At 55.8% G+C, this 21,641-nt stretch carries 20 protein-coding genes; 4 read left to right on the top strand and 16 right to left on the bottom strand.

The genetic code is table 11. The features are described from left to right. Nucleotides 1–47 precede the first annotated feature (47 nt). Entirely contained in the window at nt 48–962 is a 915-nt protein-coding gene (locus O9K67_RS13090) for a bestrophin family protein (RefSeq protein WP_061495682.1), read from the top strand. 184 nt (nt 963–1,146) lie between these two features. On the opposite strand, the gene pdxR is transcribed toward O9K67_RS13090, so the two are convergent. Then, nucleotides 1,147–2,547: a MocR-like pyridoxine biosynthesis transcription factor PdxR gene (gene pdxR / locus O9K67_RS13085; protein ID WP_061495684.1), complete on the bottom strand. Its 1,401-nt coding sequence runs from the start codon at nt 2,545–2,547 to the stop codon at nt 1,147–1,149. Nucleotides 2,548–2,639: 92 nt separating this feature from the next. Here pdxR and O9K67_RS13080 point away from each other — a divergent pair, with 92 nt between their 5' ends. Further along, on the top strand, nt 2,640–3,119 hold the full coding sequence (locus O9K67_RS13080) for a carboxymuconolactone decarboxylase family protein (RefSeq protein ID WP_061500017.1): 480 nt from the start codon (nt 2,640–2,642) through the stop codon (nt 3,117–3,119). Here the strand turns inward: O9K67_RS13080 and O9K67_RS13075 are convergent, their stop codons facing one another. Next, a complete protein-coding gene (locus O9K67_RS13075) occupies nt 3,120–4,010 on the bottom strand; it encodes a LysR family transcriptional regulator (RefSeq protein WP_061495686.1) in 891 nt (296 codons plus the stop codon). It lies immediately after the preceding gene. 100 nt (nt 4,011–4,110) lie between these two features. Between O9K67_RS13075 and O9K67_RS13070 the strand changes: the two genes are divergently transcribed. Next, a complete protein-coding gene (locus O9K67_RS13070) occupies nt 4,111–5,526 on the top strand; it encodes an aldehyde dehydrogenase family protein (protein ID WP_061495689.1) in 1,416 nt (471 codons plus the stop codon). Nucleotides 5,527–5,574: 48 nt separating this feature from the next. On the opposite strand, the gene O9K67_RS13065 is transcribed toward O9K67_RS13070, so the two are convergent. From O9K67_RS13065 to nifL, 6 genes are all read right to left on the bottom strand, one after another. Continuing rightward, on the bottom strand, nt 5,575–7,140 hold the full coding sequence (locus O9K67_RS13065; protein ID WP_061495691.1) for a methyl-accepting chemotaxis protein: 1,566 nt from the start codon (nt 7,138–7,140) through the stop codon (nt 5,575–5,577). Nucleotides 7,141–7,396: 256 nt separating this feature from the next. Then, entirely contained in the window at nt 7,397–8,635 is a 1,239-nt protein-coding gene (locus tag O9K67_RS13060; RefSeq protein ID WP_061495693.1) for an EAL and HDOD domain-containing protein, read from the bottom strand. A 197-nt stretch (nt 8,636–8,832) separates the two neighbouring features. After that, nucleotides 8,833–9,342, bottom strand: a complete 510-nt coding sequence (locus O9K67_RS13055) for a nitrogen fixation protein NifQ (RefSeq protein ID WP_061495695.1) — start codon at nt 9,340–9,342, stop codon at nt 8,833–8,835. Continuing rightward, the gene (nifB, locus tag O9K67_RS13050) at nt 9,342–10,736 is read right to left on the bottom strand and encodes a nitrogenase cofactor biosynthesis protein NifB (protein WP_061495697.1); all 1,395 of its coding nucleotides are present in this window, start codon (nt 10,734–10,736) and stop codon (nt 9,342–9,344) included. Before nifB ends, O9K67_RS13055 begins: the two co-directional genes overlap by 1 nt. A gap of 165 nt (nt 10,737–10,901) precedes the next feature. After that, nucleotides 10,902–12,473 (bottom strand): nif-specific transcriptional activator NifA, encoded by a 1,572-nt coding sequence (gene nifA / locus O9K67_RS13045; RefSeq protein ID WP_061495699.1) that lies wholly within the window; start codon nt 12,471–12,473, stop codon nt 10,902–10,904. After that, nucleotides 12,470–13,957: a nitrogen fixation negative regulator NifL gene (gene nifL / locus O9K67_RS13040; protein WP_061495701.1), complete on the bottom strand. Its 1,488-nt coding sequence runs from the start codon at nt 13,955–13,957 to the stop codon at nt 12,470–12,472. Before nifL ends, nifA begins: the two co-directional genes overlap by 4 nt. A gap of 359 nt (nt 13,958–14,316) precedes the next feature. Here nifL and O9K67_RS13035 point away from each other — a divergent pair, with 359 nt between their 5' ends. After that, nucleotides 14,317–14,847 carry a flavodoxin gene (locus O9K67_RS13035; RefSeq protein WP_061495703.1) on the top strand — a complete coding sequence of 177 codons (531 nt, stop codon included), beginning with the start codon at nt 14,317–14,319 and terminating at the stop codon, nt 14,845–14,847. A 42-nt stretch (nt 14,848–14,889) separates the two neighbouring features. Here the strand turns inward: O9K67_RS13035 and nifM are convergent, their stop codons facing one another. The 8 genes from nifM to nifN form a co-directional block, all read right to left on the bottom strand. Beyond that, nucleotides 14,890–15,687: a nitrogen fixation protein NifM gene (gene nifM, locus O9K67_RS13030; RefSeq protein WP_061495705.1), complete on the bottom strand. Its 798-nt coding sequence runs from the start codon at nt 15,685–15,687 to the stop codon at nt 14,890–14,892. After that, nucleotides 15,687–16,124 (bottom strand): nitrogen fixation protein NifZ, encoded by a 438-nt coding sequence (locus O9K67_RS13025; RefSeq protein WP_061495707.1) that lies wholly within the window; start codon nt 16,122–16,124, stop codon nt 15,687–15,689. The genes nifM and O9K67_RS13025 overlap by 1 nt, the downstream gene beginning before the upstream one ends. Then, on the bottom strand, nt 16,121–16,378 hold the full coding sequence (locus O9K67_RS13020; protein ID WP_061495709.1) for a nitrogenase-stabilizing/protective protein NifW: 258 nt from the start codon (nt 16,376–16,378) through the stop codon (nt 16,121–16,123). The genes O9K67_RS13025 and O9K67_RS13020 overlap by 4 nt, the downstream gene beginning before the upstream one ends. A gap of 2 nt (nt 16,379–16,380) precedes the next feature. Then, nucleotides 16,381–17,526, bottom strand: coding sequence for a homocitrate synthase (gene nifV, locus O9K67_RS13015; RefSeq protein ID WP_061495711.1), 1,146 nt, complete (start codon nt 17,524–17,526; stop codon nt 16,381–16,383). Between the two features lie 9 nt (nt 17,527–17,535). Beyond that, on the bottom strand, nt 17,536–18,738 hold the full coding sequence (gene nifS / locus O9K67_RS13010) for a cysteine desulfurase NifS (RefSeq protein WP_061495713.1): 1,203 nt from the start codon (nt 18,736–18,738) through the stop codon (nt 17,536–17,538). A 31-nt stretch (nt 18,739–18,769) separates the two neighbouring features. Continuing rightward, the gene (gene nifU / locus O9K67_RS13005) at nt 18,770–19,594 is read right to left on the bottom strand and encodes a Fe-S cluster assembly protein NifU (protein ID WP_061495715.1); all 825 of its coding nucleotides are present in this window, start codon (nt 19,592–19,594) and stop codon (nt 18,770–18,772) included. A 206-nt stretch (nt 19,595–19,800) separates the two neighbouring features. Next, nucleotides 19,801–20,265 carry a NifB/NifX family molybdenum-iron cluster-binding protein gene (locus O9K67_RS13000; RefSeq protein WP_061495717.1) on the bottom strand — a complete coding sequence of 155 codons (465 nt, stop codon included), beginning with the start codon at nt 20,263–20,265 and terminating at the stop codon, nt 19,801–19,803. Then, the gene (nifN, locus tag O9K67_RS12995) at nt 20,252–21,637 is read right to left on the bottom strand and encodes a nitrogenase iron-molybdenum cofactor biosynthesis protein NifN (RefSeq protein ID WP_061495719.1); all 1,386 of its coding nucleotides are present in this window, start codon (nt 21,635–21,637) and stop codon (nt 20,252–20,254) included. Before nifN ends, O9K67_RS13000 begins: the two co-directional genes overlap by 14 nt. Nucleotides 21,638–21,641: the final 4 nt, after the last annotated feature.

The raw sequence follows: 21,641 nt of genomic DNA, 5'->3' as shown, positions 1-21,641 counted from the left end.
GGCGATCACGTTTAATAGTGCAGCTCTCTCTTTGCATACGACTCAACATGATTGTCCGACCTGAACAACACTGGCTTACGCGTCTTTTCGTCTGGCACGGTTCGGTGCTGCCGAAAATTACCTCCCGACTGGTGATGAACTTCCTGCTCTCTATCGCCGTGATCTGGATGCTCCCCTGGTATACCTCGCTGGGTATCAAACTGACTGTCGCGCCGTTCAGTATCCTTGGCGTGGCGATTGCCATCTTCCTTGGTTTTCGTAACAACGCCTGCTTTGCCCGCTATAGCGAAGCACGATTGTTATGGGGACAACTGATGATCGCCTCGCGTTCGTTGCTGCGAGAGGTGAAAACCACGCTGCCGGATGACGACGGCGTGGCGCATTTTATCCGCTTGCAAATTGCCTTTGCGCATTGTCTGCGTATGACATTGCGCCGTAAGCCCCAGGGTGAAGTGCTGGCAAACTATCTGAGTGGGCAGGAACTCCGGACGGTACTCAATGCCCATTCGCCGGCTAACCGCATTCTGTTATTAATGGCGGAGTGGTTGGGGGAGCGCCGGGCGAAGGGCACCTTGTCAGACATTCTGTTCCACAGCATCACGCAGCGTTTACATGACATGTCCGCAGTGCTTTCCGGGTGTGAACGCATTTTTACCACACCGCTGCCGTTTGCTTATTCACTAATTCTGCATCGTACGGTTTACCTGTTTTGCATCATGTTGCCGTTTGCGCTGGTGGTGGATTTGCACTTTATGACGCCGTTTGTCTCGGTGCTCATCTCCTACACCTTTATCTCGCTTGATACGCTGGCGGAGGAGTTGGAAGACCCGTTTGGTGAAGAGGATAACGATCTGCCGCTGGATGCCATCTGCAATGCCATTGAGATCGATTTGTTGCAAATGAACGATGCCGATGTGCTTCCGCACAAAATGACACCAGGCAAAAACTATCAACTAACCTAAACTTTTTCTGAGAGAGTAAGAAATCATTAAGATCTGCCCTGTTAAATGGCGATACCACCATACAGAGGGACATGCGATGGAAATGTCAGATAAAACGGTTTCGTTAGCGGTGACACTGGTTATCAGCTTATCTCTTCTGGCAACAGCGTGGGATCTCTCCCTCGTCAGTTGCCTTCCATGATCGTTATTCAACGCTGAGCAGCGCCCGCGTTTCCTGCGCCGGGCGCTGCAATAGCGCGATCGCTTCTTGCGCCGATCGCACATTGGTATAACCCATAATTAAACCGTAGCGCTTAGGGTTCTGGTTATACCACCGGGAGAGCGGGCTGACCTGCAACTGGTGTTGCTGCCAGATTTGCGCCAGTCGGACGTCCTGTGTGCTGGTGCGCAACAACGCAATGATGTGCATTCCGCCGTCGCTCACTTCAATGTTAAACATCCCTGGATAAACCTGCTCCAGCGCAGCCAGCATGGTTTTTCTGCGTTGCGAGTAGAGCGTGCGCATTTTTTTCAGGTGGCGGAAAAAGTGGCCTTCCCCCATAAATGCGGCGAGGATTTTTTGTGTCAGCACGGGCTGGCCGCTTTCCGTCAGTTCCCCGGTTTCGCGAAACTGCGCCACGCAAGCGCGCGGCATCACCAGATAACTGATGCGCAGTGCAGGCATCACCGTTTTACTGAATGTGCCCATATAAATCACCCGATCCTGCGTATCGAGGCTTTTTAAGGCAGGCAGGACCTTGCGGGTATAGTGAAATTCGCCGTCGTAATCATCTTCGATAATCCAGCTTTCATTCTGCTGCGCCCAGTCCAGTAATTGCTGTTTACGCGGCAGTGAAAGGGTGACGGCAAGTGGGCTTTGATGTGACGGTGTCACAAAAACAAAGCGCGCATCGCGGTGATACTGTTGTACGTAATCAACCTTCAGCCCGTGGTTATCCACTGGCGCAAAGTGCAGATTGCTGGCAATACGCTTAAGGGTTTGCTGACCGAAATAGTAGCCGGGATCTTCAAACAGCACTTTGTCGTCGGGTTTGCCCAGTGCGCTGAGAATCAATCGCAGGTTATGGTTATACCCGCTGGTGATAAATATCTGATCCGCTGAGCAGGAAAGCCCACGCGAAATATTGACGTAATGGGCAATCGCTTCACGCAACGGCGCATAGCCCATCAACGGCGGATTGGTCATTTCCACCGGCTGCATTGATCGCACCGCCTTGCCGCTCAGCAGCAGCCATTTCTTGTAGGGAAAGGCATCCAGCGATGGAATGCCAAGGCGCAAAAAGCCAGATTGATCGCGGAGCGTCTCCGCCATACTGAGGGGGAGATCACCGTTTTGCGCTGTCGGCAGGTTTTTTTTCTCACCGCCGAGTGACAAGTCCGGATTAACCCGTGTACCACGTGCGCCCTGGCTTACCAGATAACCTTCACCGACCAGTATTGCCCACGCCGTCTCCACTGTTTTACGCGCAACCCCTAATTCGCTTGCCAGCACGCGCACCGACGGCACTTTATCACCCGGTTTCAGCAATCCGCTGGTGATGCTGTGGCGATACTGCTCGTAAATGGTTTTGTAACCGGGTTTCATGTCCTACCTTGATTTCCACATTTTGCGTCTTTTTAGTATGCCATAAGTCGGTAGTATAGCGGCTGTTGAATCAATAAATGAGGTAAATGATTATGAGCACCCGCGTGAATCTCTTTCAGACCGCACCTTCGCTAATCAAAACTCTGGGTGATGCCAGCCAGGCATCGCACAACAGCAGCCTTGATACCGCCATTAAAGATCTTGTTGATGTTCGCGCATCGCAACTGAATGGCTGTACCTTCTGCCTCGATATGCATGTCAAACAGGCGAAAGTGCACGGCGAGCGTGAGTTGCGTCTTTACCATGTTGCGGTCTGGCGTGAGTCGCCGCTGTTTACCGCAAAAGAGCGGGCGGCGCTGGCATTAACCGAAGCGTTGACACGCCTCGGGGAGCAGGGCGTCAGTGATGAGCTGTACCGTGAAGTGCGTGAGCATTTCAGTGAGGTGGAAGTGGCTGAACTTGCATTCTCTATCGCTATCATTAATAGCTGGAATCGGTTAATGGTGCTGCAACAGACCTTACCCGGTGCGCTGGACAAAGCCTACGGCCTGGATCGCGCGCATCTCGAGTAATTAAACCGCTTCGCGGATAAAGGCGATAAACGCTTGCAGCCCCAGCGGGATATGGCGATGTCCCGGATAATACAGGCACAGCCCCTTAAAGGGCTGTGTCCACGCATCCAGCACGCTAACCAGCCGACCGCTACGCAGATCGTCTTCAATATAGAACCCTGGTAAGAAACCTACGCCCAGCCCGGCGCGCACCGCCGCGATCGAGGTAAACAGGTCGGTTGTCGCCAGCCGGGCGGGAACGGCAATCGCGTAATGCTGACCATGGCGCGATAGCTCCCAACGGTAAATCCCACCGTGCGACATGCGCATGCAAATCCCCTGATGCTGATACAAATCCTCCGGTGTTTGCGGTGTACCGTGCGCAGCAAACCATTCCGGCGTGGCCACAACCCGCATGTGAATATCCGGCGTCAGGGGGACGGCAATCATATCCTGCGGGATCGACTCGGCCAGTCGAATGCCTGCATCATACCCTTCGGCGACGATATCGATCATCCGGGCTTCGCTGGCGATTTCGAGGCGCATCAAGGGATAACGGGCAAGAAAACGCACCAACAGATCATCAAGAAAAAGCTGTCCTACCGCCTGAGGTACATTAATGCGCAACGTGCCGGACGGCTCGTCAGCGACGCTGTGGATCTCTTCCGTGGCATGACGAATCTCCTGCAAGGCCGGGCCTACTCGTGCCACAAAACGTTGCCCGGCCTCGGTCAGCGCGACGCTGCGGGTAGTACGGTGAAACAGCCGCACATCCAGACGGCTTTCCAGCCCGGCAATGGCATTACTGACGGCGGTCGCCGACATACCCAGTTCTCTGGCCGCGGCGCGGAAACTGCCCTGGCGCATAACCGCCATCACCACTTCCAGCTCAATCAACCCTGAACGATGCATAGATTATCCCGAAAATCGAAACAACCTTTGCAGCATAGCGTGGATTATCGGCGCGATAAAGCTATGACACACTGGACACACGTTACAGAAGGAGGTTTCCATGCAATCTGTTGAACATATTTCCATTAACGGCAAATGGGTGACGCCGCAAGGCACAGAACGTTTTGACCTGTTTAATCCGGCGACTGGCGACGTCACTGGTCAGGTGCGTCTGGCAAACGAAGCCGATGCGCTGAACGCCATTGCCGCAGCAAAAGCCGCGTTTCCAGCCTGGTCGCAGACCCGTGTCGGGGAGCGAGTCGAGGCGCTGACGCGCATGCGTGAGGCATTAGCGGCGTGTGAAGAGGAGTTGTTGCAGGCCATTGTGCAGGAGTATGGCGCGCCTGCCGCCCGCGCAGTCTGGATGGCACGCTACCCTGTGGCGGTTATCGATCAGGTGATAAGCGATCTGCAGCAGTTTGTGTTTACCTCACAGGTTGGCCACGCGCGTGTGGAGATGACACCGCTGGGTGTGGCCGGTCTTATCACTCCGTGGAACAGCAATGCGGGATTTATCTGCGGCAAGCTTGCCGCCGCGTTGGCGGCGGGGTGTACGGCGGTGATCAAACCCAGCGAGATGAGCGCATGGCAAACCCAGGTGGTGACTCGCGCATTGCATCAGGCGGAACTGCCGCCCGGCGTGTTTAATATTGTCACCGGGCGCGGCGAGGTGGTGGGCGAGGTGATGAGCCGTCACCCGGATATCGCAAAAATCTCGTTCACCGGCTCAACCATGACGGGCAAAGCGATCCTGCGTAATGCCGCTGACACCTTTAAACGGGTTACTTTGGAGCTGGGCGGTAAATCGCCCACCCTGATCCTGGATGATGCCGATCCCGCCACCGCCGTGCCTTTAGCGATACAGGCGGGGTTTATTAACAGCGGTCAGGCCTGTATTGCTGGCACGCGTATTCTGGTGCCGAATTCACGTAAGGCCGAGTATGAAGCGGCGTTGGCGCAGGCGGTTGCGTCGGTAAAATCAGGCGACCCGCATGATCCAGCTAACGATATCGGGCCGATGGTCAGTGAAAAACAGTGGCAGCGTGTGCAGTCGTACATTCGCCTTGGGCAGCAGGAAGGGGCGCGAGTACTGGCGGGCGGTGAAGGGCGGCCAGAAAATAGCGGGCAGGGGTGGTTTGTCCGCCCGACGTTGTTTACGGATGTGGAGAACACAATGCGCATTGCCCGTGAAGAAATTTTTGGCCCGGTGTTATCGGTGATCGGTTATCAGGATGATGCGCATGCGGTGGCGATCGCCAATGACACGGATTATGGATTAAGTGCGTTGGTACTGGGTCGCGATGTTGAACGTGCACAGCAGGTGGCGGCGCAAATTCACGCCGGGCGTGTGCAGGTGAACACGCTGGCGCATGAGGCCGGTGCGCCGTTCGGTGGTTTTAAACACTCAGGCATTGGGCGGGAAATGGGGCGCTGGGGATTAGCGGCGTTTATGGAGCCGAAAACCCTCGTCATGTAACGGAAGAACAGGCCCGATGGCATCCTGCATCATCGGGCCTGTGCGGCATTAACGCGCCAACTGGAAGAAGCGTACGGAATCGCGGAGGATTTCGCTTTGCTCGGTCATGGACTGGGCGGCGACAGCCGCTTGTTCCACCAGAGTGGCGTTCTGTTGGGTCACCTGGTCCATCTGTTCAATTGCCACGCTAATTTCCTTGATCCCCTGGTGCTGTTCCGTTGAGGCGGCAGAAATTTCCGCCACGATATCGGTCACCTTGTTTACCGACGTCACGATATCTTCCATCGCGCGGCTGGCTGTATCAGCAAAGCGTGAACCATCAGTGATCTTCTCCACCGTTCCTTCAATCAACTGCTTGATCTCTTTTGCCGCATCGGCGCTTTTCTGCGCCAGGTTGCGCACTTCGCCGGCGACCACCGCAAAGCCTTTACCCTGTTCGCCTGCGCGCGCAGCTTCAACCGCGGCGTTAAGCGCCAGGATATTGGTCTGGAAGGCAATCCCTTCAATCACCGAGATAATATCGACAATTTTCTGCGAGCTATCGGAGATTTCATGCATGCGTTTCAACATGTCATGCACCTCTTTGCCGCCTTTAACCGCCGTTTGTGATGTCTCACGTGCCAGATCGCTGGCTTTACGGGCGTTTTCGGCGTTGCTCTTCACGTTTTCCGTGATTTGCTGCATGTTCGACGATGTTTGCACCAGCGATGCGGCTTGTTCTTCGGTACGCTGCGACAGATCGTTGTTGCCTTCGGCAATTTCACTGGCGGCATGGGAGATAGATTCGCTGCCGTTAATAATGCCGTTAATGATCTCCGCCAGTTTGCTGTTCATAAACTTAATGGTCGCCAGCAAACTTTGGCTGTCGTTATCGCGTAGCGTGACATCCGCGCTCAGATTACCGGCGGCAATCGCTTTCATGATCGAAACCGCATAGGCCGGTTCGCCGCCCAACTGACGCGCCAGATTGCGAGAGATAAAGAGGGCGATCACACCTGTGGCAATCAGGGCCAGCAGCAGTAAACCACTCAGCAGGTATAAGGCCTGGTTATAACCTGCTTGCGAATCATCGCCCGCTTTATCGCCCAGCGCCAGTTCCATATCCACCAGCGTAGCCAGATCTTTCATTAACTGGGTACGGTATTTGGCGGAGACAGCGCCGCTGATTTTGGAGGCTTCATCCGCATTACCACTGCTTACTGCGTCGATCACTTTGGCGTTAACGTCGACAAAGTTTTTAAAGTTATCGACCACTGTCGCAAACAGGGCACGCATCTCTTGCGGCGCATCGGCGGAGGCTTTGGCGTACTGCTGCTCCGCATTCAGGAATATGGCCTGGTTTTGCAGTAATTCTCCCCGATGCTGCTCGCGAGATTCCGGCGTAGTAGAGGTGATGTACTGAATCTGTTGCAAGCGCATTTCGGATAATACGCCACGCATTTCAAGGGAATAGCGAACACCAGGCATGCGGTTTTCGCGGAATTTATCAATATGGTGATTACTGGTGTTGAGCTGATAAATAGACACAACGCCCAGCAGCAACATCATCACAATCAGGATGGAGAAGCCGATGAGCAGTTTGGTCAGAACAGTTGCCTGCGCTATTTTTTTCATAATCCTACGCTATATAAAGAAAGGAATTATTAATAACGGCAATATTTCTGAAAATATTGATCTTTTTATCTGATCTTAATCACATTACGCTATGATTTTTGTGCAACGGCACATGGCGGGAAATAAATTTTGATTAAGGGGAAGGAGGGGTGTTAAAAATGTGAAGCAGTTGTACAAAATGCAATTGAAATAATGTTTCAGTGTATTTCAATACTGAAGATGATTATTACGGAATTGCACGTAACAGGAATAAAAATTAACGCGATGTGCTAATCGGCAGTTCATCCGCCCATTTTGTCGCCTGGTTCATCAGCTCGCTGACCATGGCGTTCGACAAACCTAATTGCGCCGCCACCTCGTTGGCTTCTTTCCAGATCCGTTGTTCATAGAGACGCGCCAGACGCAGATAAAGGTACAATTCACCACTGTGGCTTTGCAGGGCTTTTGCCACCTCCGGAGAGACGGTGATTTGCTCAAGCAACTCGTCAAGCGGCAGTCCAAGGATCACATCAAGCAAGGAGAATAAACCGACCATAAATGCATCATTAATGGCATTATTGGCTGAGGTGCGCGCCGCCAGCAGTTCGCAGAATTTTGCGCGAATGAGGCTGAGATAATAGATCTCGGTGTTGCTCACCTCTTCAAACGAAGTCAGGCAAGCGACCAACACAAAACGGCGCATTTCGCTAATCCCAAGGTAAACCACCACGTCGCGTAATGATTGATTGCGAAAGCCGCTGATGCCGCGTGTGTTATAGAGAATATTCTGCGCATAGCGCATAATCTTGAAGGAAAGCGAGACGTCGCGTTTTAACAGATCTTCAATTTTATTTAAATTAGGTGATTCTACGTTCACTTCCTGCATCAATTTCAGTGCGAATGCCCGATTTTGCACCAATTTATTTCGCTTAGTGACAACCGGCTTGCTGAAAAAATACCCCTGAAACAAATTGAAGCCCATTTTTTTATAATTTTCGAATTCGTCATAGGTTTCCACTTTTTCCGCCAGCAAAACGGTATGGCGTAATGAATCACGGTTGGAACGAATAAACTGGCTTATTTCGTCGCGCGAACCACTCCTTATATCAAATTTAATAACGTTGACATACGGCATAAATGAATCCCATGCGTTACCGGGCACGAAATCATCCAGTGCGATGCGAAATCCGCTGTTATGTAAGCGTTTTACCGTTTCCAGTAGCTTGCCATCCGGCTTAGCATCTTCAAGTATTTCAATGACTACGCGATCTTTTGGCAACGTTTCCGCCAGGCCTTCCACCAGCAGTTGGTAGGGGAAATTAACATATACCGTGCTGTTGTCACTTTTGCGTCCGACCGGGGCGCTAAGAAATTGTTCTTCAATTAATTGCGTGGTGGCTTGTTCCGCAGAGATATCCGGGAAACGGTTATCCATACTGTCCCTGAAGAGAAGCTCGTAACCGACGGTGTTTAATTGTTTATCAAATATCGCCTGTCTGGCCACAAAAGAATACATTCGCTACCTCACACACCTGTTACTTTTGTATAAGTTTTCCAAATATATAGGCTACAGTAACACCCTGACTACTGGAACCGTGTGATTGCGGCAAAATATTTTACTTTTATTATTAAATAATAGGACAGTGGCGTGGGGATGCACAGATATTCAGACCCGATGAACCCAGAGGCACCGGGCCTGTTTACCTTAGGGCTTCAGGCAGGTTCAAAACAGTGCGCGCGTTCGCAGCAAGCATCGCAACTGGGGGAGCGGCAGACCAGTTCGCCGTCGCTTTGCAGACAGCGCTGGCGATAGAAGAATTTTTTCCAGCGCATATTCTGGGTATTCATCTCAACAAGGCGCGGAAAGCAGTCGCTCATCAACTCCCGCAACTCTTCGCGTGAGTGTAGCCCCAGATCCTGCCAGAGATGATTAAACGCCAGCGACACGCTGGCGATGATCAGATGCATCGGCGCCGCATCAGGCGTCATATAGCACGCCAGCCACTGCGCCAGTTGCTGCCGCTCCTCCGTTCGGGTGGCGTTTAGTTCGCTCATCACGGATTGTCGCAGCAGACAATCCGAAGGGATCTGCCCTGCTGGCGGCGAAAAATCAGCCTGCAGTGTTGCCCATTGCGCGGCATCAAGCCCCATCTTTAACGGATAACAGCCCTCGCCATGGGCATAAAGCCATAACAAACGCTGTAGCCAGTCGCGTGTCAACATCAGGCCACCCCCTGGTCAGGCTGTTTTGCCGCGCACTGCTGACGCCAGCGTTGCCACCAACGCAGTAGCGCAGTATTGATCGGTTGCCAGGCATCGTCGACACAGGGCTGAATGCCGCGCGCTTCCAGCTTTTGCCACGGCGCGTAACCGATGCGTGCGCAAAACACCGCTTTCACATCCGCTAGCAACGCAAAGAGCGCATCACCTTCCTGCGGATCACATTCATCGTGTCCGCTGCAATATTTCGGGGTAAATCGCTCATTGACCAGCACCGCGCCCGCTGCCGACAAACTGTAGATGCGAAAGCGATCCGCATGACCAAAATGCGCGTCGATTACCTCACCGTGGGTCGACGCCACGGCAACCAGGCAGGCATCTTTTTCGTCGGCATCGCCTTTGGTCAGAATGCTGGCATGCAATTGCGTGCGGCGATAGAGCGTAGGCAACCAGGGTTGAGGCGACGCCTCGACGGGGAGCAGGGCAAACTGCTGGCTACGATCTTCCCCCAGCATACCAATGGCATCGGCGCGGCACTGCTGGCAGTGGGTCATTTGCGGCATCACCTCGCCGCACGCTTCCCGGACGCGGGCTGTCATCGCGGCATCCGGCTCCGGCTGACCCTTCAGACCAAACACCGTGCCGTGTTCGGGGCGGGCAATCAACGGCATAATATTATGAATAAACGCACCGCTGGCACGCAGTTCACGGCTGACGTCCGCCAGTGCCTGGTCGTTAATGCCGGGGATCAATACCGAGTTGATTTTTACCAGCACCCCTTTTTCCGTCAGGCGACGTACCCCGGCAAGTTGTCGGGCGATCAGTATTTCACCGGCTTCGCGCCCGCTGTAACGCTCACCGTCCAGCCACAGCCACGCATAGATCTGCGCGGCAATCTCCGGGTCGAGAGTATTAATGGTCACCGTAACATGATCGACGCCCACATCCACCAGGCGATCCACCGCATCCGGAAGCATTAACCCATTGGTAGATAAACATAATTTCATATCTGGCAGGTGTTCCCGGATGAGCGCCAGGGTCGTAAAGGTACGGCTCATATTCGCCAGTGGATCGCCAGGACCGGCGATGCCCACTACCGATAACTGTGGAATAGCCGCTGCGACGTGGCGCACTTTGGCGACCGCCTGTTCCGGCGTCAGCAGCGAGGAAGAGACCCCCGGTCGGGACTCATTGCTGCAATCAAATTTACGGTTGCAGTAATGACATTGCAGATTACAGGCAGGGGCGACGGGCAGATGCATGCGTGCAAAATGGTGGTGACCGCTACGCGAATAGCAGGGATGCAACGCCACTTTGCCAGCCACAACATCAGATAACGGTTCAGGCTGAACGGCCCGGCAGCGTGAACTGCCAACGGTGGATGAGCAGGAAGTCATGGGGATACCTTCGTTTCGGAGTCATAACCCCCAGTTGCAAATCTTGTACCGTGTACCGACTTTTTAACTTATTGAAAAAAAGAGACTTAATTTCACTGCGCCCGCGTTGTGTTGTGAGTGTTGTGGCATTTGGCTGACATTGTGCCGAATGCCACAAATCCGGGCTCACATTCTTGGCAAGGTGATATCCATGGTTTGAATGCGGTACGCCACCTGGCGCGGGGTCATCCCCAGTAAACGCGCCGCTTTCGCCTGCACCCAGCCGGCTTTTTCCAGCGCGGCAATCAACCGCTGACGTTCATCCAGTGAGTGATCGAGCCAGCTATCCTCCCGCGATGTAGTGAGCGGGGGTTGCTTCGGCGTATTTTCCCGGTGATTAAACATGATCACGTCGCGATCGATCAGACCGCTTTCCGACATCACCGCCGAGCGTTCAATGCAGTTTTCCAGTTCACGCACGTTGCCGGGCCAGTTGTAGCTCATCAACAGGCGGATGGCTCCATCGCTGATGCGTAGCGTACGGCTCTGGTTTTGCGCGATTTTACGCACCAGAAAGTGTGCCAGATCAGCAATGTCTTCCTGTCGCTCGCGCAGCGGGGGCAGGGAGATAGGCATCACATTGAGACGGTAGTAGAGATCTTCCCGAAAATTCCCCAGCCGCACTTCCTCTTCCAGATTGCGATTGGTTGCCGCAATAATACGAACGTTCACCTGTAGCGTTTCGTCACCGCCGACGCGCTCCATTTCGCCTTCCTGCAAAATCCGCAGTAGCTTGGCCTGAAAAGAGGCGCTGCTTTCACCAATCTCATCAAGAAACAGTGTGCCGCCGTCCGCCAGTTCAAAGCGGCCTTTCCGCTGGCGCACCGCACCGGTGAATGCCCCTTTTTCATGACCGAACAGCTCACTTTCCAGCAGGGTATCGGGCAGGGCAGCGCAGTTAAATTTCACAAACGGCGCACCGGCGCGTGGCGAATTGTGGTGGATAGCATTGGCGATCAGCTCCTTGCCGGTACCGCTTTCTCCCCGCACCAGCACAGTGGTATCCCAGCGGGAAACCTGGCGGATAATTTCCATGGTCTGGCGCATCGCCGGGCTATTGCCGACCATATTTTCAAAACCAAACGAGCGTGCCGTCGCACAGCCGCGCGGACGTTCATTATTTATCACCGTTGCGCGTGGGGAGGTGGCGGCGGGGCGCATCATCAGCCGTACCGTTTGCGCCACCAGGTTGGCGACCGTTTCCAGAAAACGTGTGCAGGCGGGCAACCGCTCCTCGAAACGCGCCATCGGCTGCGCGGCCAGCACGCCCATCGGTTGTGATTGCAGCCCCATTAATGGCACGGCGATAAACGGCAGGTTGTAGTCATACAGTCCCAGACGATCGAGAAAACGCTGATCGTCAGCCACGCGCGGAAGCACCAACGATTGCCCCTGCGACAGTACCGTACCGACCAGCCCTTCTCCGGGCCGATAGCGGATCAGCGAACTGCCGGGAATCAACTCCTGATCGGCTTCCTGCAAGGCTTCAATACTGAGGATGGATTGTTGATTGTCGTACAGACAGATCATCCCGTGTTGCATAAACGCATCGTTGTGCAGCACGCACAGCACTTCCTGTAATGTCTGACCAATCTCTGTCGCCCGGCTTAAGACCACGCTGATGCGTTGCATCGCGGTAAACTGCTGGGACAGGTCGAAGCGCCAGACGGGATTACCCGACTCGGTTCGCTGGGTCATTGTGAGCCTCCGGTCAGTGAATGAAATAACGGGAAACGCAGGGTCAGGCAGGTGCCCCCTTCGGGGCGTGAGGTCAGTTCTATCGCACCGCGGTGGTGGGCCACCAGCGTCTGGATCAGGCGCAGCTCCATCCCTTTTCCCGGGGCATTTAATGCGTCGGGAGAGTGGGTGTAACGCACCTGGATCAGCGGCACATTGTCATTGATATAAAAGGAGAGCCAGCCATTTTCTTCACGGGCAAAAATTTGCGTTTGCGCGGTGAAATCACGCAGGCCGGCGGCAATATCCAGCGTTCTGTCGAGCCACAGGCTCAGGCAGGCAAGCAGTTGCGTGCGCTGACCAAAACCGACGAGTTGCGGTGAATCGAGCTCGATGTGCAGGTTTTTACCCTCATCAAAACGGGTGTGATAGAGGGCGCGCAGATCATCAAAAAAGGGCTGTAACGGCCAGACTACAGCGCTTTCCAGCTCCAGTGATGGGCGGCAACGTTGCAAACGCGCCATCGCTTCTTCGCCTTCACGCCAGGCTGCATCCAACGCCACATTATTGTGATCAGCGCCATTCAGACGCCGTGCGGCCGCCAGCATATTGATAGGGCAATTAAGCTGAATCAGCGCTGCATCCAGCGACTCGCGAATTGCCGCCAGCAGTTTGCCGGTGGTCATCTGTTGCTTGAGACGATCGAGACGCCCCTGTTCCCGTTGCTGCTGCTGTTGGGTATCGTCGGTGATCACCACCAGCGTGCGGGGTAACGCGCTATCAATAAAGTAACGTCCGGCTTCTTCGCTAACGCCGGGGAGTGCCCAGCAGGTGACCGACAACCAGCGCACCACGCCACGGATCACGACCGGCAATACCTGACTGGTAGCCAGCTCTGCTTTGCGGGCGGAGAAATTCAGTTCACTGAGTAACTCTTTACCGCCGCAGTCGGCGCAAAACGTTTTATAGACCAGGTTGTCCATCACGACACGGTCGTATTCATCGACCACTACGACTGCCGCCGGAATATTGTTCAGCACCGCTTCCGTGAGCGTCATATGGTTACGCAGCCGCTGCTCCAGCGCATAGCTGGCGCTGATATCCCGCTGCATCGCCAGATAGTGCTCCAGCACACCGAACTGATTGATAACCGGCGTAATGTCGATTTCCACCAGATAAAGGCTACCGTCCTGGCGGCGGTTAATCAGTTGTCCGCGCCAGGCCCGGCGTTGCAGTAGCGTCTGCCACATCTGCTGGTAAATTTCCCGCGGTGTTTGCTTACTCGACAACAGCCGTGGATTTTGCTGTAACAACTGTTCAAGGTCATAACCGGTCTGACGGCAAAACGCCGGGTTAGCGTAGACGATCCGTGCATGGGGATCGGTCAGTGAGATCGCCACAGGCGCTTGTTCGACCATGGTAAAAAACAGGCCGGGATGCCGTTGAGTCAGCGCGCCGGCAATCTCTTCCGGCGCGGTGGCATCCATCATCATATTCAGAGTCATCACGCACTCCTGGGGGGCAACGTGGGTTATGTCGCAGTTATGACAATTTGTGCCACCTGTCGACTTTCGCCCGCACGCGGTCGGGCGCACATTAACCATGCAAAGAGTGCACCTTCTGCGGCATTAACAGGCGTTAACATTGATCCAGATCGGTATTCGACGGCATTAATCGCGTTATTGCCCTGCGGGCGGGCGCTGAGGACGAAATGTGCTGGCGAAAAAAGCATCACGATGGTGCGTGCGCGCCCGGTTTGGTGCAGGTTTTGCTCATCCGTAAACCTGGCACAGCCTTCGCAATATCCTGTCTGATTCCGGCCTTTTCATGGCGGATTAACCCTTTTTCCTGACAGGAGCATGCAATGGCTACTATTGGTATTTTTTTCGGCACCGATACCGGCAAGACCCGCAAAATCGCCAAACTTATCCAACAAAAACTGGGGGAGGCGGCGGCTTCGCCGGTCAATATCAATCGCACCGATCTGGCGACCTTTCTCTCTTATCCGGTTCTGGTGCTCGGCACGCCGACGTTGGGCGACGGGCAACTGCCCGGGCTGGAAGCGGGGTGTGAAAGCGAATCCTGGGGCGAATTTATGGCGCAGCTTGCCGGAACCAGCCTGAGCGGTAAAACCGTGGCGTTATTCGGGCTGGGGGATCAGGTCGGCTATCCGGATAATTTTGTCAGTGGTATGCGCCCGCTGTATGACACGTTGAAAAATTGCGGGGCGCAGGTGGTTGGTCTGTGGCCGAAAGAAGGTTATACATTCAACGCCTCCCAGGCGCTGGAGGCGGATAAATTCGTGGGGCTGGTTATCGATCAGGACAATCAGTATGACCTCACCGACGAACGGATAGATGCCTGGCTGGAAAGCCTCAAACCGGCGATTCTGTAACCGCGCACTATCGGGTGTCAGGCCTGATGACCTAAAAACGCATCAGGCCGATGCATCGTTAAGTAATGTCGCCAGCCAGCGGCGTTGCCATTGTTGCTGCTGGAGGCTGTACAGGTGTTCCCGCGCTTTTGCCAGTGCCTCGTTTTTTGCCATCGGCGCGGGTTCCCGGATGTGCTCACACCATACTAAATGCCAGCCCAGCGCGGTTTCAATGGGGGCGCTAACGTCATTTTCTTTCAGCGCAAACAGCGCCTGTTCCAGCTCCGGGTAGAGTAATCCCCGGCTGATCCAGCCCAGCCGACCGCCCTCCAGCGCGCTGGGGCAGTGAGAATAGCGCTGCGCCAGCTGGCTGAAAGCCGTGCGGGTGCGAACGATTTCCTGATGAAAATGCGCTACCTGGCGTCGCACCGTTTCGCCATCGCTATCTACCGTTACCAGCAAGTGCGAGGTTAAACGTTGCTCCGGGCGCATAAACTGCGCCTGATGTTGCTGATACCAGGCCAGCACCTGGATGTCATCGGGCTGGGGCGCTGACGCGGCAACGCGGGTGAATTGCATCTCCATCAGCGCATGGTGGCGGATCACGGCCTGGCGATCCGCTGCGGAAAAGGGCGTCTCATCAAGCTGAGGCGCAAGGGAGGCGGCGACGGCGCTGAGCACCGCGTCCGGGATGTTTTCTCCGCCCGCGACCTCGACCACCGCCGTTTCCAGTCGTTTCTGGCGTACCCAGGCTGCCTCGAATGCCGCTTTCTGCGCGGCAGGAAGGGCGTCCGGCTCACAGCACCAGCGCGACAACGCCAGACGTCGCCTGGCAAAACGCGCCCAAGCTGGCTCTTTCATTACTCCTCCACCAATATCATGGCGCTGGCAGGCACCTGGAAACTACGCGTCGAAAAGGTGACAATGTAACTTTCACCATTGTCGCCCTGATCGGTTGCCGCAATTTGCCCCTGCGCACCAGCGGCAATCACCACCTCGCCGTTGATGGCTAACGCACAGCGGCACACGATATGGTCGCCATACTGAAACTGACCGGCGTGCCACGGTGCGCAGGCCGGGAGCAGCTCCTCTTCCCGACAGCCGACAATCAGGTCGCTGTCGAGAAAATGGATCTGGTAGATGATCTGGTCCATCAAAAATGTTCCCCATTCGCGCACAAAACCGGTAGTACCACGGCGCACCAGCAAGTCGCCGCGCCGGTAACCGAACAGGGTGCCGTCGTTGCGGATCGCGCGTGTTACGCGTACCTCTTCGCCAAAGGCATATTTTTGAGTCATTGCTTATGCTCCGCGGTACAGTGCTGATAACTCTCCGCCAGCAGACGCCGGGCGAGAAGCCAGGGGGCGCGCGGATCCTCTTCCAGTAAATTCCGCAGCGGCACGTGGTCGCGCAGGCGTTGGTGAAAATCACGCAGTACCCGCAGGCAACAACTGCGCAATGCCGGTGATGCGTAGGGTACGCAGAAAAATTCAAAAAAGGATTCGGCGCTGTCGAGTTCATCCACGCCCGGGATGCGATAAAACCACTCCATACTCAACTCCCTGCGGCCTGTTGCGCTGCGCTGCCGCACAGCTCATCGTAAATGGCGACCAGTTCATAATCTTTGGGCGTGCGTTTCCAGCTTTCGGCAAAGCGCCGGATTGCCGGGAGCAACAGCTCGATTTGCAGGGCGTCGAGCCGGTAGCCCATTCGGGCGAACACGCCGTCTACGGCCTTGCGTCCGGAGTGTTTGCCGAGTACCAGCCGGTATTCACGGCCCATCAGCGCCGGGTCAATCGCCTGATAACTGTCACGATCGCGCAGCAGCGCGGCGACATGCACGCCGGACTCGTGGGTAAACACCTGTGCGCCCACCAACGGTTGTTGGGCGTCTATCGGGCGCAGAGCGGCATCGGCGACTTGCTGGCACAGGGCGGGTAGGCGGGCGAAGTGCACCCCGCAGTCGATATCCAGGCAGCGGTGTAAGCCGAGGGCGACCGTCTCCAGCGCTGCATTACCTGCCCGTTCGCCCAGCCCCAGTACGGTGGTATTGACGCTGGTCGCCCCGGCGCGTACCGCCGCCAGGGTATTGGCGGTGGCCAGCCCCAGATCGTTGTGCGCGTGCATTTCAATCTCGCCTGCCCAGCGTTGCCGTAACGTACCGATCCGGGTGGCGGTGGTAAACGGGTCGAGTATGCCGAGGGTATCGGCAAAACGCAGCCGCTGCGCGCCAGCCTGCTGTGCGGTATCGGCAATGGTCAATAGGGTGAGATCGCTCGCGCGGGAGGCGTCTTCACAGCCGATGCAGACCTGCAAACCCAGCGTTTTTGCCTGCTCAATCAGCGTGGTCAGCCGTTCCAGCAGGCGTGGCAGCGGCTCACGCAGTTTGTACTGTCGCAGTTTGTCAGAGGCGGGCAGGGAGATATCCACCCAATCCATGCCCAGGTCGGCGCTTTGCTGAATTTCGTCGCGATTCATCCGGCACCAGGCCATCAGCGTGGCGGCGGGCAGGTGGCGGCGCACCAGTTGCATACGCGTGCGCTCCTCGTCGCCCATCGCGGGTGTGCCAACTTCCAGTGCGGTGATGCCGGTTTCATACAGCGCTTGCGCCAGCGCCACTTTCTCACTGGCGCGAAAGGCCACGCCCGGGCTCTGTTCACCGTCCCGCAGCGTCGTATCGTTTATCACTACGCTTGCCATGACGTCACCTTAACCGTAAACCGGTGTGAAAATGGCTTCAGCCGGACGTGGCTTGCCGTCCTGCCAGTAGGGAGAAAGCGCGCGCAGACGGGCGATGATAGGCGGCAACGCATCAATGACGTAGTCTATCTCTTTCTCACGGGTATAACGGGAGAGCGAAAAACGAATACTGCCATGCGCGGCCGTATAGGGAATCTGCATGGCGCGCATCACATGCGACGGTTCCAGTGAACCGGAGGTGCAGGCGCTGCCGCTGGAGGCCGCTATTCCGGCCTGGTTGAGCAGCAACAGAATCGCTTCGCCTTCGATAAACTCAAACGCCAGATTGACGGTGCCGGGAACGCGCGGGGCATTACCGCCCATCACCCTTACCGAAGGCACCTGGCTGACCAGTTCGCTTTCAAGACGATCGCGCAATGCGGCAATGCTGTTCATTCCAGGCAGGTGCACCTGCGCCAGTTCACATGCCGCGCCCATCCCCACAATGCCAGCGATATTTTCAGTGCCCGCCCGGCGGCCCCGCTCCTGATGCCCGCCACGCAGCAGTGGACGAAAACGCGAACCACGGCGTAAATAGAGACAACCGACGCCTTTCGGACCATGCAGTTTATGCGCTGAGCAGGAGAGCATATCAATGGCCGTCCGACCAATATCCAGCGGTATTTTTCCCACTACCTGTACCGCGTCGCAGTGAAACAATGCGCCGACGTCGTGCGCCATTGCTGCCATTTCCACAACCGGAAACAGGACACCGGTTTCATTATTGGCCCACATAACGCTGACCACCGCAACGCGCGGGCTTAGCGCCTGGCGATATTGCTGCATATTCAGTACGCCATCGGTATCCACCGCAATGCGGTGGATAAGGTAGCCCTGTCGCTCCAGGTGTTCGCACACCGCAAGGGTTGCCGGGTGCTCTACCGCGGTTGTGATGATTTCCCGTCGCTCCGGCAACAGTTCGACAGCGGCATGCAGTGCGGTAGAGGTCGCTTCGGTGGCGCAGGAGGTAAAAATAATCTCGCTGGCGTGTTCCGCACCGAGCAGGTCGGCCACCTGTTGGCGCGCCCGCTCAAGGGCGACGCGGGAGGGTGCGCCAAAATCGTGAATGGATGACGGGTTACCGTAATGTTCAGTCAGGAACGGCATCATCGCTTCCAGCACCATCGGATCGATTCGGGTGGTGGCATTATTATCCAGATAAACCTGTTTCATGGTGATTTCCCCTCTGTTGACCGGCGGTGCTTCAGGCCGCTACGACGTCCATATAACAACCGGTACGCTCCATCAATTTTTGTTGCAGCCATGCCAGCGTCATATCGGTCATCATGCAACCGCTGCAACTGCCGGAGAGGCTGACTGTCACGGTATGCGCTGCAACGTTCACCAGCGTCATATCGCCGCCATCGGCCTGAATATGTGGACGCAGTTCAGTGATGGCATCCACCACTTCCTGCCAGTGCGGATCTTTCTGTTCTGCGACGGGGGCGGCACTCTGCGGGTGCTGCGCCAGAATATCCGCCAGCGCCAGTTCGATTTTTTCATGGCACGCGGTACAGCCGCCGCCCGCTTTGGTGTAGTTGATCACCTCTTCAAGCGTGGTTAACCCGTTGCTTAACACCGCGCGGCGGATCTGGCCTTCGTCGACGCCAAAACATTTGCAGATTAACGCGCCTTCTTCATGGTCGTCTTCCAGGGTTTCGCCGCGATAGTGGGCAATCGCCGCACGCAGCGCCTCCTGACCCATCACGGAACAGTGCATTTTTTGCGGCGGCAGACCGTCGAGATAATCGGCGATCTGCTGGTTTGTCACCTGTTCAGCCTGCGCCAGCGTACGGCCGATGATCAGCTCAGTTAACGCCGACGAGGAGGCGATTGCGCTGCCACAACCAAAGGTCTGGAACCCGGCCTCAAGGATGGTTTCACTTTGCGGATCCACTCGTAACATCAGCCGCAACGCATCGCCGCAGCTTAACGATCCCACGTCGCCAACGGCGTTGGCGTTATCCACCACGCGGGCGTTACGGGGATTAAAAAAATGATCTTTCACTTTCTCGGAGTAATTCCACATGCTCTCAGCTCCCAGGATGTATGACGGAAAGCGCCGGGGCGCATTTCACCGCGTCAATCAACAGCGGGTCAGACGTACCAAGCAAAAGCAGTACCAGAAGGTAAAGTGACCTATTTTCAGAGGGTTAAGATTTTTCTCTGTCATAAAACTGCGAGCTGTGTCGCAGTTTTATGTTGGTTTTGTCACAGAGACGACACAGTTGGCGGTCAGCACTCCTCATCATCCTGCCAGTCGTGCTCCTGCAAGAGTTGTGCGAAGCGCTGCGGATTGCGGTTACGTGTATTTTTACGCTGCTCTTTGTCATACCAGTAGTGCTGAATTTCCTGCAACAGCCCCTCAATAGTGGTCTCTGCCGGGACGCGCACGGCACGCACACCGATTTGCAGCAACTGGCGGAAGACGCTTTCGCCAATCGCCACACAGTAGAGCGTGACGCAATCCTCCAGCGCTGCGATCCGGCTGGCGATCTTCTCTTGCTGATGCCCGGCAAGCACCGAAAAATCCACTACCCGCAACAGCGTCACGTCGTTCTCCTTCACACCGTAAATAACCAGCCTCGGCGTTGCGCCAAAGTGCTGATCCACATGGTGATAGTCGGAGCTGGCAAAGGCCACTTTCATTGACCAGACGCCGGAGCAAATGGTGCTGAACTGGCGGTTAACATAGTGCATAGTTGCCTCCGGAGATGGGCGGTTCGCTGACGTGCTGGCGCAACGGGGAGTGGTAAGTGGCCAGGTGAGAATGGCGCTCGCGCAGGGTGTTCGCCAGTTCGAACAAGGTATCGCGCATGCCCGCGTAACCCTGACGCACACGGCGAAATTCGCCGAGCCGGTCATAGAGGGGAAAACCTGCGCGCACCAGCGTGATAGCGAACTGCTCTGCCAGATCCGCCGCGTGGGAGTTGGCAACCAGTAGATCCGCCGGGGTTGCGCACAACAGATCCTGCAGGTCTTCCAGATCGCCAATGGTTACGCTATCGACAGGCAGATTTTGCAACCCCGGCTGACTCACTGGTGCGACAACCGGGCCGGGAACCATGCCCTGACTGCGGGCGAAATCACACCATGCCGCCAGCAGATCGCCTTCCGCCGCCAGCGCCATGCGGGCCCCCTGTAACCACATATGACAATCGATCATCGCATCCTGTAATTGCCCGCGCTGGCGTTCAATCCAGGCCGGAACGTCGCGCCCGGAAAGGCGTTGCAGATGGTGAATAAACTGATCGCAGTCGCCAAGCGTCATCAGATGCGGCAGGGCAATTACTTCGCCGCGACTGCGCTGCGCCAGCAGCGTGGCTGCACGGGAGAGGGAGACGCCGATGGCAAAGGTGCACAGGCTCTGCCCCATCTGCTCGATCATGCGCAGAGACGCACCGCCCTGGGTGACTGGCGAGAAGTCACCATTCGCCAGATGACCATCCAGTGACAGCGAGATATCCGGCACCATGATCGGCTGTAACCCGAACGCTTCCACATAGCTGCGCAGCAGTTCCACGTCTCCCGGAGTCAATAAATGGCTGAGCAGCAAGTTAACGCGGCGATTACGCAGACCTGGCAGGGGTTTTTCCGCCACCCACTGCTCAATCACGCTTTCCAGCACCGCGCTGTAGCCGTTCTCCAGCGTGCCGTAAAAATCCGGTGTATTGACGGTGAGGATCGCCACGCCTTTATGACGCGGGAACGCATCGCGGAACTGCCGGACCACGCGCGAAATGTCGCTGCCCTGGGCCTCCGAAAGTCCGGTGCTGAGCAGCACAATGGCTTTGGGGGTATTGCGCTGGCAGAGGAGGTTCAGCGCGGTCAAAATGTTTTCATCCGCGCCCATAATGGTGGAGGTGGGGTCCATCGCCGTTGATTGTAAGGGGATCGGATCGTGAAAATGCTGGATAAAAAAGACTTTTGCGAAAGCGCTGCACCCCTGAGCGCCGTGCACCAGTGGAATGGTCTGTTCAAACCCCATACTGGCAAGGATCGCCCCCAACGGCTGACCGCTTTTTATGGGGCTGACCGCCAGTGGTTTTTTATTACGCATGATTTCGGCCATTATC

Origin of the sequence: Kosakonia oryzendophytica, from assembly GCF_027886705.1 — a bacterium.
Lineage (GTDB): Bacteria > Pseudomonadota > Gammaproteobacteria > Enterobacterales > Enterobacteriaceae > Kosakonia > Kosakonia oryzendophytica.
The sequence above is the reverse complement of the archived record's forward strand: the minus strand, read 5'-3'. Positions and strand labels throughout refer to the sequence as shown.

What these genes read in the sequence shown, in the direction of transcription:
- O9K67_RS13090 (WP_061495682.1), top strand. Translation starts at nt 48, where the DNA reads ATGATTGTCCGACCTGAACAACACTGGCTTACGCGTCTTTTCGTCTGG.
- pdxR (WP_061495684.1), bottom strand. Translation starts at nt 2,547, where the DNA reads ATGAAACCCGGTTACAAAACCATTTACGAGCAGTATCGCCACAGCATC.
- O9K67_RS13080 (WP_061500017.1), top strand. Translation starts at nt 2,640, where the DNA reads ATGAGCACCCGCGTGAATCTCTTTCAGACCGCACCTTCGCTAATCAAA.
- O9K67_RS13075 (WP_061495686.1), bottom strand. Translation starts at nt 4,010, where the DNA reads ATGCATCGTTCAGGGTTGATTGAGCTGGAAGTGGTGATGGCGGTTATG.
- O9K67_RS13070 (WP_061495689.1), top strand. Translation starts at nt 4,111, where the DNA reads ATGCAATCTGTTGAACATATTTCCATTAACGGCAAATGGGTGACGCCG.
- O9K67_RS13065 (WP_061495691.1), bottom strand. Translation starts at nt 7,140, where the DNA reads ATGAAAAAAATAGCGCAGGCAACTGTTCTGACCAAACTGCTCATCGGC.
- O9K67_RS13060 (WP_061495693.1), bottom strand. Translation starts at nt 8,635, where the DNA reads ATGTATTCTTTTGTGGCCAGACAGGCGATATTTGATAAACAATTAAAC.
- O9K67_RS13055 (WP_061495695.1), bottom strand. Translation starts at nt 9,342, where the DNA reads ATGTTGACACGCGACTGGCTACAGCGTTTGTTATGGCTTTATGCCCAT.
- nifB (WP_061495697.1), bottom strand. Translation starts at nt 10,736, where the DNA reads ATGACTTCCTGCTCATCCACCGTTGGCAGTTCACGCTGCCGGGCCGTT.
- nifA (WP_061495699.1), bottom strand. Translation starts at nt 12,473, where the DNA reads ATGACCCAGCGAACCGAGTCGGGTAATCCCGTCTGGCGCTTCGACCTG.
- nifL (WP_061495701.1), bottom strand. Translation starts at nt 13,957, where the DNA reads ATGACTCTGAATATGATGATGGATGCCACCGCGCCGGAAGAGATTGCC.
- O9K67_RS13035 (WP_061495703.1), top strand. Translation starts at nt 14,317, where the DNA reads ATGGCTACTATTGGTATTTTTTTCGGCACCGATACCGGCAAGACCCGC.
- nifM (WP_061495705.1), bottom strand. Translation starts at nt 15,687, where the DNA reads ATGAAAGAGCCAGCTTGGGCGCGTTTTGCCAGGCGACGTCTGGCGTTG.
- O9K67_RS13025 (WP_061495707.1), bottom strand. Translation starts at nt 16,124, where the DNA reads ATGACTCAAAAATATGCCTTTGGCGAAGAGGTACGCGTAACACGCGCG.
- O9K67_RS13020 (WP_061495709.1), bottom strand. Translation starts at nt 16,378, where the DNA reads ATGGAGTGGTTTTATCGCATCCCGGGCGTGGATGAACTCGACAGCGCC.
- nifV (WP_061495711.1), bottom strand. Translation starts at nt 17,526, where the DNA reads ATGGCAAGCGTAGTGATAAACGATACGACGCTGCGGGACGGTGAACAG.
- nifS (WP_061495713.1), bottom strand. Translation starts at nt 18,738, where the DNA reads ATGAAACAGGTTTATCTGGATAATAATGCCACCACCCGAATCGATCCG.
- nifU (WP_061495715.1), bottom strand. Translation starts at nt 19,594, where the DNA reads ATGTGGAATTACTCCGAGAAAGTGAAAGATCATTTTTTTAATCCCCGT.
- O9K67_RS13000 (WP_061495717.1), bottom strand. Translation starts at nt 20,265, where the DNA reads ATGCACTATGTTAACCGCCAGTTCAGCACCATTTGCTCCGGCGTCTGG.
- nifN (WP_061495719.1), bottom strand. Translation starts at nt 21,637, where the DNA reads ATGGCCGAAATCATGCGTAATAAAAAACCACTGGCGGTCAGCCCCATA.